Below are 12,598 nucleotides of genomic sequence, written 5' to 3'. Positions count from 1 at the left end.
CCCGCGGAGCAGCCTCCGAGCGGTGCGCCCGGGCGGTCGGGTGTCAGGACGGGCACTTCGGGGCATTAGGATCGACCGGTCTGCAACACAGGAGGCCCCGGTTGTTCTACCGACTGATGAAGATGATCGTCGCACCGCTGCTACGGATCTTCTTCCGGCCGTGGATGGAGGGTGCGGAGAACATCCCCGACGAGGGAGCCGCGATCATCGCGAGCAACCACCTCTCCTTTTCGGACTCCTTCTTCCTGCCCGCGCTGATGAAGCGTCGCGTGACCTTCATCGCGAAGGCTGAGTACTTCAACACGCCCGGACTCAAGGGCAAGCTGACCGCGGCCTTCTTCAAGGGCGTCGGCCAGCTGCCGGTGGACCGCTCCGGCGTCCGCGGCGCGGGCGAGGCGGCGATCCGCAGCGCGATCTCGGTGATCGACCGCGGCGAGCTCTTCGGCGTCTACCCGGAGGGCACCCGTTCGCCGGACGGCAAGCTCTACCGCGGCAAGGTCGGCGGGCTGGCCCGGGTCGCGCTGGCCACCGGTGCGCCGGTGATCCCGGTCGCGATGATCGACACCGAGAAGGTGCAGCCGCCCGGCCAGGTGCTGCCCACCTTCGGCATCCGGCCCGGCATCCGGATCGGACGGCCGCTGGACTTCTCCCGCTACCAGGGCATGGAGAACGACCGCTTCATCCTGCGCTCGGTCACCGACGAGGTGATGTACGAGATCATGCGGCTCTCCGGCCAGGAGTACGTGGATATCTACGCGACCGCCGCCAAGCGGCAGATCGCGGACGACAAGAAGCGGGCCGACGCCGAGCGCCGGGCCGAGCAGCGCGCCGCGCACGCCGAGCAGAAGGCGGCGCTGAAGGCGCAGCAGGAGGCCGAGAAGGCCCAGCAGGAGGCGGACGCCAAGTCCGAGGCACAGGCGAAGAAGCAGGAGCCGGACGCCTAGAACGCTTGTCCGGCACAGGTCGACGGGGGACGACGTGGCGGGGACGGACGCACTGGCTCGGGCGCAGTTGCGCAGCGGGCCCGGCGGAGCGGTGGCGAACGGCGGGATGTCGGTGGAGCTGCCGCTCTGGCGGGCCATCTCGTGGTTCCGGGTGCTGGCGCTGGGCTATGCGCTGATCCGCTTCGCCCTCGCCTACCAGCACTTCCGGCACCCCGTCGCGGGCTGGATCTACCTGGGCGCGCTGGTGCTGTGGACGCTGGCCAGCCTGCGCGCCTTCACCGGCCCGACCCGTTGCACCTGGCCGGTGCTGGCCTGGGACCTCACCATGACGGTCACCGGGGTGGTGATGAGCGGGGTGATCGACACGCCCGCCCGGGTGGCGGCCGGCGCCGCCACGCTGCCCACCATCTGGGCGGCGGGCACGGTGCTGGGCTGCGCGGGCAAGGGCGGCTGGCGGCCGGCCGCCGTGGCCGGCCTGGTGATCGGGATCGCGAACATCGCCCGGCACGGCGGCTTCACCACGGACAACGTGCACGACATCGTGCTGCTGCTGATAGCCGGCTGCGCGATCGGGTACGTGATCGAGCTGGCCCGGGCCAGTGAGGCGACGCTGACCCAGGCCCTCCAGGTGGAGGCGGCCAACCGGGAGCGCGAGCGGCTGTCCCGCGACATCCACGACGGGGTGCTCCAGGTGCTCGCGTTGGTGGCCCGCCAGGGCGCCGAGCGCGCCGACGGCTTCGCCGAGCTCGGCCGGCTGGCCGCCGAGCAGGAGCGGGCGCTGCGCGCGCTGATGACGGGTGGCCCGCTGCCTGGGCAGGTCCGCGGGGAGCAGCAGGACCTGGGCGCACTGCTCGCACCGTACGCGGGCGAGCGGGTGACGGTGTCCGCGCCGGGGGAGCCGGTGCTGTTGCCGGGACCGGTGGCCGCCGAGCTGCTGGCCGCGGTGGCGGCGGCGATGGACAACGTCCGTCGGCACGCCGGGCCGGACGCCCGGGCCTGGATCCTGCTGGAGGACGAGGTGGACCAGGTGACCCTGACCGTCCGCGACGACGGCGCCGGCTGCGCGCCGGACCGTCCGGCCCAGGCGCGGCGCGACGGACGGCTCGGGGTGGCGCAGTCCATCCAGGGCCGGTTGCTCGACCTCGGCGGCACCGCCGAGTTCAGCTCGGCGCCGGGCGAGGGCGTGGAGATCGAGATGTGCATACCGCGGAAGGGGGCGTGACAGTGGAGCAGTTGCGGGTGATGGTGGTGGACGACCACCCGATGTGGCGGGAGGCGGTCTCCCGCGACCTGACCGACGCGGGGTTCGCGGTGGTGGCCACCGCGGGGGACGGCGCCGAGGCGGTCCGGCGGGCCCGGGCCTGTCTGCCGCAGGTGATCGTGCTGGACCTCAACCTGCCCGCGCTGCCCGGCGTCGAGGTCTGCCGCCAGGTGGTGGCGCACGATCCGGCCGTCCGGGTGCTGGTGCTCTCGGCCAGTGGGGAGCAGGCGGACGTGCTGGAGGCGGTGAAGTCCGGGGCGACCGGTTATCTGGTCAAGTCGGCGGGCCGCGAGGAGCTGTTGGCGGCGGTCCGGCGGACGGCGGCCGGCGATCCGGTCTTCACCCCGGGCCTGGCGGGCCTGGTGCTGGGGGAGTTCCGCCGGCTGGCCGGCCGGCCGGCTGCCCCGCCGAGCGCGGGGCAGCCGGCCGTCCCGCAGTTGACGGCGCGGGAGACCGAGGTGCTGCGGATGGTGGCCAAGGGCCTGTCGTATCGGCAGATCGCCGACCGGCTGGTGCTCTCGCACCGCACGGTGCAGAACCACGTCCAGAACACCCTGGGCAAGCTCCAGTTGCACAACCGGGTCGAGCTGGTCCGCTACGCGATCGAGACCGGCCTGGACACCCCGGAGCCTCGCGCCTGACAGGGCGTCAGACATGAGGCCCGGGCATCCGGTCAGCGCCGGAGGAGCGGCACGCCGGTCGTGACGGGCAGCAGGGCGGCCACGATGTCCACGCCGTCCCTGGTCAGCACCGACTCGGGGTGGAACTGCAGGCTCGCGAAGCCGGGCCCGCGCAACGCGTGTACGTCGCCGGTGAGTTCGTCGCGGGCGACGCGGATCCCGCTCGCGCTGAGCCGCTCGGCCTCCGCGTCCGTGCAGCGCGCGGTGAAGGTGTTGTAGAAGCCCACCGTCCGGCGCTCGCCGAACAGGTCGATGCTCTCCTGCGCGCCCTGGAACGGCACGGCCTTGCGGCCCAGCGACAGGCCCAGTTCGCGGCAGAGCAGCTGGTGGCTGAGGCAGACGGCGAGCACCGGCGCCGTGCGGGTCAGCGACCGGACCCCCTCCAGCGCGTCGGCGGTGATCTGCCGCAGCAGCGCCATCTTGGGGTCGGCGAGGTCGGCCGGGTCGCCGGGGCCGGGGCCGAGCACCAGCGGCCCGGTGTGCGCGGCCACCCTGGCCCGCAGGCCGGGGACGTCGTAGCGGACCACGTCGACCCGGTGGCCGAGCGAGGTCAGCAGGTGGGCCAGCATCGAGGTGAAGGTGTCCTCGCCGTCCACCACCAGGGTCTGCGCCTCCTGGGAGGCCGGGGCGGGCTGCTGCATCCGCAGCCAGAACGGCGCCAGATTGGTGCGGCGGGCGTCCAGCGCGTTCTGCACCCGGTGGTCGTCGGCCAGGCGCGGGCCGGAGCCGCGCGCCGAGGGGCGGGCGGCGGCGGGGCGGGCGCCGATCGCGGTCAGCACCCCGGCCGCCTTGGCGTGCGTCTCGGCCACCTCGGACTCCGGGTCGGAGTGCCGGACGAGGGTGGCGCCCACCCGGACCACCAGCCGGCCGGTGGCCGGCTCGATGTCCGCCGTGCGGATGCAGATCGGCGAGTCCAGCTGCTGGCCGCCGCTGGAGGAGCGGCCGATCAGGGCGAGCGCGCCCGAGTAGTAGCCGCGCCCGCTGCCCTCGTAGCGGCGGATCACCCGGGTCGCGTTCTGCACCGGGCTGCCGGTGACGGTGGCCGCGAACATGGTCTCCTTCAGCACCTCCCGGACGTCCAGCGAGGTACGGCCGCGCAGCTCGTACTCGGTGTGCGCGAGGTGGGCCATCTCCTTGAGGCGCGGGCCGAGCACCTGGCCGCCCAGGTCGCCGACGGTGCACATCATCTTCAGCTCCTCGTCGACCACCATGGTGAGCTCCTCCAGCTCCTTGGGGTCGTGCAGGAAGTCGAGCAGCGAGCCGAGGTCGGGCCCGGCGGCCGGATAGCGGTACGTCCCGGAGATCGGGTTCATCACCACCGTGCCGCCGCTCTGCCGGACGTGGACCTCCGGCGACGCGCCGACCAGCACGCGGTCCCCGGTGTGCACCAGGAACGTCCAGTACGCGCCACGCTCCTGCTCCAGCAGGCGGCGGAAGAGCGTCAGCGCCAGGGCGGGGGAGAAGTCCTCCAGGGTGGCGCTGAAGTCGCGCCGGATGACGAAGTTCGCCCCCTCGCCGTTGCCGATCTCGTCCTGGATGACCTGTCGGACGATCGCGGCGTAGCGCGCGTCGTCGATGTCGAAGCCGCCGCCGGTCAGCGCGACCGGCCGGACGGGCAGCGCGGGCAGCACCTCGGCCAGCGGGAACGCGTACTGCTCGGTCACCGAGAGGGCCTGCAGCGGCGTGCCGTCGTCGTGCGCCTCGAACCCGCGCTCGCGGATCTGCCGGTAGGGGACGAGGGCGAGCAGGTCGTGCCGCGGCGCGCCGTCCGCCGGACGCCCGAACCGCACCGGCAGCTCGGCCAGCGTCTCGTACGAGCCGACCTCGCCCAGCAGGATCTCGACGGTGTCCGGGGCGAGCCGGGGAGCACGACGGTGCAGCAGGGCGAAGGCGGGCGCGCCGGGGGCGCTGAGGCGGTCGAGCAGAGTGGCAGCTGTGGGGCTGGTCACGTTCGGCGTTCCTTCCGGAGGTGTTCTCGGGTGCGGGATGCGGACCGCTGTGCCGGGAAGGCCGTCTGCCGGTGAAACGCCGACGGCCGCCCCGAGGGGCGGCCGTCGTGTCGTCAGGGACGCGCGATCAGTGGGCCACCTCGGGGATGGTCCACCACCAGGAGAAGGTGTGCGGCGCGTTCATGGAAGCGACAGTAGCCGATGGGCCGCCGGGGTGAGACGGATCCGTGAATTGTCCGCGAGCCGTCTCACCCAGCGGGCAGTGGGCACAATTCGGTTGTGGCACCCCGTAGCCTTGGCTGCGTGACCGTGACAAATCATCACTCCTGGCAGTCCCTGCCCGCGGCGCAGCAGCCTGAATGGCCGGATCCTGAGGCGCTGCGCACCGCTCTTGCGGACCTCGCCTCGTATCCGCCCCTCGTCTTCGCCGGCGAGTGTGACCAGCTGCGCGCCCGGCTCGCTGCCGTAGCGCGTGGTGAGGCCTTCCTGCTCCAGGGCGGCGACTGCGCCGAGGCCTTCGACGGCGTCTCGGCGGAGCACATCCGCAACAAGCTGAAGACCCTGCTGCAGATGGCCGCGGTGCTGACCTACGCGGCCTCCGTCCCGGTCGTCAAGATCGGCCGGATCGCCGGGCAGTACTCCAAGCCGCGCTCCAAGTCGACCGAGACCCGGGACGGCGTCACCCTTCCGGTCTACCGCGGCGACTCGGTGAACGGCTTCGAGTTCACCCCCGAGTCCCGCCGCCCCGACCCCGAGCGCCTCAAGCGGATGTACAACGCCTCCGCGGCGACGCTCAACCTGGTGCGCGCCTTCACCACCGGCGGGTACGCCGACCTGCGCCAGGTGCACGCCTGGAACCAGGACTTCGTGCGCAACTCGCCGGCGGGCCAGCGTTACGAGCGCCTCGCCAAGGAGATCGACAACGCGCTGAGCTTCATGCAGGCGTGCGGTGTCGCGCCCGAGGAGTTCAAGACCGTCGAGTTCTACTCCTCGCACGAGGCCCTGGTGCTCGACTACGAGACCGCCCTGACCCGGGTGGACTCGCGCACCGGTGACCTCTACGACGTGTCGGGCCACATGGTCTGGATCGGCGAGCGCACCCGCCAGCTGGACGGGGCGCACATCGAGTTCGCGTCCAAGATCCGCAACCCGATCGGCGTCAAGCTCGGCCCGACCACCTCGGTGGACGAGGCGCTCACCCTGATCGAGCGGCTCGACCCCGACCGCGAGCCCGGTCGGCTCACCTTCATCACCCGGATGGGTGCGGGCAAGGTCCGCGACAACCTGCCCGCCCTGGTGGAGAAGGTCACCGCCTCGGGCGCGCAGCCGGTCTGGATCTGTGACCCGATGCACGGCAACACCTACGAGGCCGAGACCGGCCACAAGACCCGCCGCTTCGACGACGTGCTCGACGAGGTCAAGGGCTTCTTCGAGGTGCACCGTGCGCTCGGCACCCACCCGGGCGGCATCCACGTGGAGCTGACCGGCGACGACGTCACCGAGTGTGTCGGCGGCGGCGACGAGGTGTCGGAGGACGACCTGCACCAGCGCTACGAGACGGCGTGCGACCCGCGGCTCAACCGCAGCCAGTCGCTCGACCTGGCGTTCCTGGTCGCCGAGATGTACCGCGGGCACTGACCGCGCCCGGTGTGACGAAGGCCCCTTCGGTCCTGGAGCGAATCCAGGCCGAGGGGGCTTTTTCGTTCCCCGAACGCCAGGTAAGGTAAGGCTTAGCTCAAAGACGCTGAGACCCCGGGAGATACCGCGATGTACGTGTGCATGTGTCATGCGGTCACCGAGGACCAGGTGAAGCAGGCCATCGACAGTGGTGCCAACTCCCCGCGCCAGATAGCCCAGGGCTGCAAGGCCGGCACCGACTGCGGATCCTGCGTGCGGCGCATCCAGGCGATGCTCGGCGAGCACGGCGCGCGGCCGTGCCCGACCGCGCGGCTGGCCGCCAAGCTGGGGCTGGCCGACCCGGAGGTCAACCTGCCGGCCCTGGCGGAGTCACCCGTACGCCGCGTCGCGTGAGGCTCTAGGGACTCAGGACTCCGGCTGCTCGATCAGCTGCGCCAGGTAGAGCGCCTCGCCGAGCTTCTCCAGCAGTTCGAGCTGGGTGTCCAGGTAGTCGATGTGGTGTTCCTCGTCGGCCAGGATGGATTCGAAGATGTTGGCCGAGGTGACGTCGTTCTTGGCGCGCATCACCACGATGCCCCGGCGCAGCCGGTCGATCGCCTCGACCTCGACCTGCCGGTCCGCCTCGAACATCTCCTTGACCGTCTGGCCGACCCGGACGTGGAAGAGCCGCTGGTAGTTCGGCAGGCCGTCCAGGAAGAGGATCCGGTCGGTGAGCAGCTCGGCGTGCTTCATCTCGTCGAACGACTCGTGCCGGGTGTACTTGGCGAGCTTCGTCCAGCCGAAGTTCTCCTGCATCTTGGCATGCAGGAAGTACTGGTTGATGGCGGTCAGCTCGGCGGTGAGCTGCTCGTTGAGGAACTCGATGACCTCGGGGTCGCCCTTCATGGCGTGCCTTCCTGCCTGCGGGTGGAACAGCGGCTTTCGACCGGAATCCTGACAGCAGCGGCGACGATATTTCCAGTAAGTTCACACTTACCCGCAGATGGGTTGGATTGTCCGATTGGGGGACGTTCTTCCGATTGGGGGGAGTGCGGCTCCGCCGAGGGGCGCGCGGCGAGCATCGCCCGCCGTCTGTCACCATGGACGCATGGGTCAGTCCGAACAAGAAACTCAGCAGTCTGACCCGAGCCTCCCGCCCGGCCAGCGCCTGCAGCGCGGCTGGCCGGTCCTGCACTACGGTCCGGTTCCCCGCTTCAAGCCGCTGACCTGGGATTTCCAGGTCTTCGGGGCGACCGCGTCGGCCGAGAAGCACAGCTGGGACCACGAGGGCTTCCACGGCCTGCCGCGGCACACCGTCCGCGCCGACTTCCACTGCGTGACCCGCTTCTCGATGCTCGGCAGCGAGTGGAGCGGCGTGTCGGGCGCCACCATCCTGGAACTCGCCCCGCCGGACCCCGACGTCACCCATGTGATGGTCTGGGCGGAGTACGGCTACAGCTCCAACCTGCGGCTGGACGACTTCGCCGACCCCCGGACGCTCTTCGCCACCCACCGCAACGGCGAGCCGCTGACCGTCGAGCACGGCTTCCCGGTGCGCCTGGTCGTCCCGCAGCTGTACGCCTGGAAGGGCCCCAAATGGGTCCGCGCCGTGGAGTACATGCGCGCCGACCGCCGGGGCTTCTGGGAGGAGCGCGGCTATCACAACCGCGCCGACCCCTGGTCCGAGCAGCGCTACTCCTACCAGGAGGAGCCCGGCGACGGGCCGCTGCGCTAGAACTTGATGGTCACGGTCGAGCCCCTGGGGGCCGACTGGCCGGCGTTCGGGCTCTGCGAGCTGACGTTGAGCAGCCCCAGGAGGCTCAGCCCGCTCTCCTTCACCTTGAAACCGGCCGCCGTCAGCGCGTTGGTCGCCGCCGACTCGCTCATGCCGGTCACGTTCGGCACCACCACCGGCTGCGGCCCCTTGGAGAGCGTCAGCGTCACGGTCGAGCCCGGTACGGCGGTGCCGGTGACGTCCTGCGCGGTGACCGACCCGGCCGGCACGGTGTCCGAGTAGGCCTGGTCGCCGCCGAGCGCCGCCTTGAAGCCCGCACCCGTCAGCGCGCTCTGCGCCTGGGTCACTGGCTGGCCGACCACGTTCGGGACGCTGACCGGGGCCGGACCCTGGCTGACCACCAGCGAGACCGGGGCGTTCACCGGCAGCGGCTGGCCGGCGGCCGGCGAGGTGCTGATCACCGAGCCCTGCGGCACGGAGGGGCTGTAGTCCTGGCTGGTCGTGCCGGGGGTCAGCCGGGCGGCGGTGAGCTGCTGCTTCGCCTGGTCCAGCGGCTTGCCGGTGAGATCCGGGACGTTGATCCGCTCGGGCCCCCGGGAGAGCGTCACCTTGACCCCGTCGCTCTTGCGGGCCCGCGCGCCGACCCCGGGATCGGTGCTGATCACCTGGCCGGCCGGCACGGTCTCGCTGAACGCCTGGACGAAGCGCCCCTGCAGTCCGGCGCCGTTCAGGGTGGTGACGGCCTGCGCCTGGGTCTGGCCGAGCACGCTGGGCACCGCCGCGTACACCGCGCCGGACAGGAAGTAGCTGACCACCGCGACGACCAGCAGGACGGCGCCGAGCACCGAACCCCAGACCAGCCCGCGCCGCGAGCGCCCGCCGCCGCTACCGTTCCCGCCCGCGTTCCCGCGCCGGCGGGGTGCCCGGGCGGGCGTCGGCTCGTTGTACGGCCGGGGCGGGGTGAGCAGCTGCTGCTCCGGGGGGAAGGCGAAGACGCTGGTGCGCTCGGGCGGCGGCGCGGCGATCACCGAGGTCGCCTCGTTGGTGGCGAACCGCGGGGTGGGCCGGGTGGAGGCGGGCGGCTCGGCGTCCAGCTGCTCCGGCGTCAGGGCGCGGCGCACCCGCTGCAACGCGGCCAGCAGTTCCACCGCGTCCCACGGGCGGTACTGCGGATCGCGGGCGGTGGCCGCCGCGACTATCGCGTCCAGCTCGGGCGGGACGCCGGGGACGGCGAGCGAGGGAGCCGGGACGGACTCGTGCAGGTGACGGTAGATCACCTGCATCGGGTTCTCGGCGGTGTACGGCTTCTGACCGGTCAGCAGCTCGTAGAGCACGATGCCGGCCGCGTAGACGTCCACCCGCTGGTCGGTCGGCTCGGTCTGCATGATCTGCTCGGGCGCCAGGTACGAGACGGTCCCCATGATCATGCCGGGCGTCGTGGCGCTGCCGCTGTCCGCGGGGCCGGCGGCGTCCGCAGGGCCGGCGGCGCTGCCGGAGAGCAGCCGGACCAGGCCGAAGTCGGCGACCTTGACCATGCCGCCGTCGGTGATCAGCACGTTCTCCGGCTTGACGTCCCGGTGCACCAGACCGGCCCGGTGCGCGGCGCCGAGCGCGGCCAGCACCGGCTCCAGCACGTCCAGCGCGGCCCGGATGCTCAGCGCCCCGCGGTCGGTCAGCACGTCGCGCAGGGTCCGCCCGGGGACGTACTCCATGGCGAGGAAGACCGCGGTGCCGTCGGCGCCCTGGTCGAAGACGTTGACCACGTTGGGGTGCGAGAGCCGGGCGACGGCCTTCGCCTCCCGGATGAACCGCTCGGTGAACCCCGCGTCGCCGGCCAGCCCGGGGTGCATCACCTTGAGCGCCAGCACGCGGTCCAGCCGGGTGTCGGTGCCCCGGTAGACCGTGGCCATGCCGCCCACCGCGATGCGCTGCTCGACCCGGTACCGGCCGTCCAGCAGCGCTCCGAGCAGGGGGTCGTTCAGCGTCATGTCCACCGGAGCAGTGTAGGGGCGGGCACAACACGAAGTGGTGACCGCGCTGTCATGGTTCGGCACGGCCGGCGCGACGCGGGGTCAGAACGCCGGGCGCTCGCGGTGGTCGAGCTCGGCCCGGCCGGCCATGGTGGAGGAGGCCTCGGCGTGGAAGCGGCGCGGGATCCGGCCGGCCCGGTGGGCCAGCCGGCCGGCCTCGGCGGCCCTGCGCATCGCGTCGGCCATCAGCACCGGCTCCTGAGCCCGCGTCACGGCCGAGGCCAACATCACCGCCGCGCAGCCCAGTTCCATGGCCAGCGCGACATCCGAGGCGGTGCCCGCACCCGCGTCCAGGATCACCGGGACGTTCGCGCTCTCCACGATCAGCTGGAAGTTGTGCGGGTTGCGGATGCCCAGGCCCGAGCCGATCGGCGAGCCCAGCGGCATGATCGCCGCGCAGCCGACGTCCTCCAGCTTGCGGGCCAGCACCGGGTCGTCGTTGGTGTACGGCAGCACGACGAAGCCGTCGTCCACCAGGGTCTCGGCGGCGTCCAGGGTCTCGATCGGGTCGGGCAGCAGGGTCCGCTCGTCGGCGATGACCTCCAGCTTGACCCAGTTGGTGCCGAGCGCCTCGCGGGCCAGCCGGGCCGTCAGGACGGCCTCGCCGGCGGTGAAACAGCCGGCGGTGTTCGGCAGGATCCGGATGCCGTTGCGGGTCAGCACGTCGAGCACCGAGCCCTGGGTGGTGGTGTTCACCCGGCGCATGGCGACCGTGGTCAGCTCGGTGCCGGAGATCACCAGCGCCTGCTCCAGCACCTCCAGGCTGGGGGCGCCGCCGGTGCCCATGATCAGGCGGGAGGCGAAGGTGGTGTCGGCGATGGTCAGCAGGTCGTCGGCCACGGTGGTCAGCCTCCCTGGACGGCGGTGAGGATCTCGACCCGGTCGCCCGTGCTGAGCACGGTCCGCTCCCAGGCGCCGCGCGGCACGACGGTCTCGTTGAGCGCGGCGGCCACCCCGGTGGGCGCGCTGCTCAGGGTGCCGACCACCTCGGCGAGGGTGACGGACTCCGCGAGCTCGCGGGGTTCGCCGTTGACGGTGAGCGCAATGGGGTTCATCAGGCGGCCTTCACGGTGAAGCGGGTGGGCGAGAACGGGAGGGCCGGCCCGGGGGTGACCCCGGTGGCCAGGTACTCGGCGAGCAGGTCGCCGGTGACGGCGCTGAGCAGCACGCCGTTGCGGTAGTGGCCGGTGGCGGCGACCAGGCCGGGCAGGTCGGTGGGGCCGAGCAGCGGCGCGTTGTCGGGCGAGCCCGGACGCAGGCCGGCGCTGGTCTCCACCAGCGGCAGTTCGGTGATCCCGGGGACCAGGTCGTGCGCGTCGCGCAGCAGTTCGTAGACGCCGCCCGCGGTGACGGTGGTGTCGTACCCCTGCTCCTCGCTGGTCGCGCCGATCACCAACTCACCCTCGGCGCGCGGCACCAGGTAGAGGTGCCGGCCGCGGACCACCGCGCGGACGTTGCGGGAGAGGAAGGGCCCGTGCGCCTGCGGCATCCGCAGGCGCAGGATCTGTCCCTTGACCGGCCGGATCGCGGGCAGCACGCCGTCCGGCAGGCCGGGCAGCAGGTGGCTCTGCGGGCCGGCGGCGAGGACCAGTTGAGGAGCGCTCAACGGTTCGCAGCCGTCCAGCTGGACACCGCTGGCGCGGCCGTCCTCGACCAGCAGCGCGGTCGCCCGGGTGCGCCGCAGTACCACGCCGGCCTGCTCGCAGGCCGCCACGAGGGCGGCACTGAGCCGACGGCCGTCCACCTGGTGGTCGTCGCCGACGAGCAGCCCGCCGCGCACCGTGGGGGAGAGCATCGGTTCGAGCCGACGGCACTCGCGGCCGTTCAGCCAGTGCGAGTCCAGGCCCAGCCGCTGGTGGAACGCGTGCAGCTCGCGCAGCTCCTCGCGGTCGTCGGAGTCCAGCGCGACGGCCAGCGTGCCGGTGGCGCGGTAGCCGGTGGAGAGGCCGGTCAGCTTCTCCAGCTCGGCGGTGAACGCGGCGTAGCGCTCGTTGGAGGCCATCCCCAGCCGCAGCAGCGGCTCCTCGCCGTACTGCAGCTCGGTGACCGGGGCCAGCATCCCGGCCGCCACCTGGACCGCGCCGCCGCCCGGATCCGGGTCGACCACGGTGACCGCGAGCCCGCGCTGGGCGGCCCGCCAGGCGACCGAGAGTCCGATGACGCCGCCGCCGATGACGAGGACGTCGATCGGCCCGTCCGCCCGGTCCGGTCGTGCGTCGCGCGGGTCTGTTCCGGTATCGGTGCAAGCCAAGGCGCTGATGCTCCCTTCGCCGGAATGACCCGGATCAGGTTCGGACGGTCGCAGGCTGCCTCGGCCCGCCTCTCAGCCCGGTGCACCGGGCTCCCGTGATGAGGATGCCCCCACCATAACGCCGGGCGTCG

12 protein-coding genes and 1 riboswitch are annotated in these 12,598 nt (G+C 72.3%); of the genes, 6 read left to right on the top strand and 6 right to left on the bottom strand.

Features of this window, described 5'->3' with window-relative positions; all coding sequences use genetic code 11:
- Positions 1-116: 116 nt before the first annotated feature.
- From BS80_RS34900 to BS80_RS34890, 3 genes are all read left to right on the top strand, one after another.
- Entirely contained in the window at positions 117-944 is an 828-nt protein-coding gene (locus BS80_RS34900) for a 1-acyl-sn-glycerol-3-phosphate acyltransferase (protein ID WP_198045717.1), read from the top strand.
- Between the two features lie 106 nt (positions 945-1,050).
- A complete protein-coding gene (macS, locus tag BS80_RS34895) occupies positions 1,051-2,166 on the top strand; it encodes a MacS family sensor histidine kinase (protein ID WP_035805567.1) in 1,116 nt (371 codons plus the stop codon).
- A 20-nt stretch (positions 2,167-2,186) separates the two neighbouring features.
- Positions 2,187-2,846, top strand: coding sequence for a response regulator (locus tag BS80_RS34890; protein WP_051967731.1), 660 nt, complete (start codon positions 2,187-2,189; stop codon positions 2,844-2,846).
- A 32-nt stretch (positions 2,847-2,878) separates the two neighbouring features.
- Here BS80_RS34890 and BS80_RS34885 read toward each other — a convergent pair whose 3' ends face one another.
- Positions 2,879-4,834 (bottom strand): anthranilate synthase family protein, encoded by a 1,956-nt coding sequence (locus BS80_RS34885; RefSeq protein ID WP_035805564.1) that lies wholly within the window; start codon positions 4,832-4,834, stop codon positions 2,879-2,881.
- Between the two features lie 303 nt (positions 4,835-5,137).
- On the opposite strand from BS80_RS34885, the gene BS80_RS34880 reads away from it, so the two are divergent.
- The gene (locus tag BS80_RS34880) at positions 5,138-6,472 is read left to right on the top strand and encodes a class II 3-deoxy-7-phosphoheptulonate synthase (protein ID WP_035805563.1); all 1,335 of its coding nucleotides are present in this window, start codon (positions 5,138-5,140) and stop codon (positions 6,470-6,472) included.
- A 141-nt stretch (positions 6,473-6,613) separates the two neighbouring features.
- Entirely contained in the window at positions 6,614-6,865 is a 252-nt protein-coding gene (locus BS80_RS34875) for a (2Fe-2S)-binding protein (protein ID WP_408607462.1), read from the top strand.
- A gap of 12 nt (positions 6,866-6,877) precedes the next feature.
- Here the strand turns inward: BS80_RS34875 and bfr are convergent, their stop codons facing one another.
- Positions 6,878-7,357: a bacterioferritin gene (gene bfr / locus BS80_RS34870; RefSeq protein WP_035805559.1), complete on the bottom strand. Its 480-nt coding sequence runs from the start codon at positions 7,355-7,357 to the stop codon at positions 6,878-6,880.
- Positions 7,358-7,559: 202 nt separating this feature from the next.
- Here bfr and BS80_RS34865 point away from each other — a divergent pair, with 202 nt between their 5' ends.
- Positions 7,560-8,186 carry a sulfite oxidase-like oxidoreductase gene (locus BS80_RS34865; protein WP_035805557.1) on the top strand — a complete coding sequence of 209 codons (627 nt, stop codon included), beginning with the start codon at positions 7,560-7,562 and terminating at the stop codon, positions 8,184-8,186.
- On the opposite strand, the gene pknB is transcribed toward BS80_RS34865, so the two are convergent.
- The 4 genes from pknB to thiO form a co-directional block, all read right to left on the bottom strand.
- A complete protein-coding gene (gene pknB, locus BS80_RS34860; protein ID WP_035805555.1) occupies positions 8,183-10,180 on the bottom strand; it encodes a Stk1 family PASTA domain-containing Ser/Thr kinase in 1,998 nt (665 codons plus the stop codon). The genes BS80_RS34865 and pknB overlap by 4 nt on opposite strands.
- Before the next feature lie 78 nt (positions 10,181-10,258).
- Complete coding sequence (locus BS80_RS34855) at positions 10,259-11,056, bottom strand: thiazole synthase (RefSeq protein ID WP_035805552.1); 798 nt, start codon at positions 11,054-11,056, stop codon at positions 10,259-10,261.
- 5 nt (positions 11,057-11,061) lie between these two features.
- Positions 11,062-11,271, bottom strand: coding sequence for a sulfur carrier protein ThiS (gene thiS / locus BS80_RS34850; RefSeq protein WP_035805550.1), 210 nt, complete (start codon positions 11,269-11,271; stop codon positions 11,062-11,064).
- Positions 11,271-12,404, bottom strand: coding sequence for a glycine oxidase ThiO (thiO, locus tag BS80_RS34845; protein WP_035806817.1), 1,134 nt, complete (start codon positions 12,402-12,404; stop codon positions 11,271-11,273). Before thiO ends, thiS begins: the two co-directional genes overlap by 1 nt.
- Positions 12,405-12,460: 56 nt before the next feature.
- Positions 12,461-12,574, bottom strand: a riboswitch (TPP riboswitch).
- Between the last annotated feature and the right edge of the window lie 24 nt (positions 12,575-12,598).

Source organism: Kitasatospora mediocidica KCTC 9733, assembly GCF_000744225.1.
In the GTDB taxonomy this organism is placed as follows: Bacteria; Actinomycetota; Actinomycetes; order Streptomycetales; family Streptomycetaceae; genus Kitasatospora; species Kitasatospora mediocidica.
The sequence above is the reverse complement of the archived record's forward strand: the minus strand, read 5'-3'. Positions and strand labels throughout refer to the sequence as shown.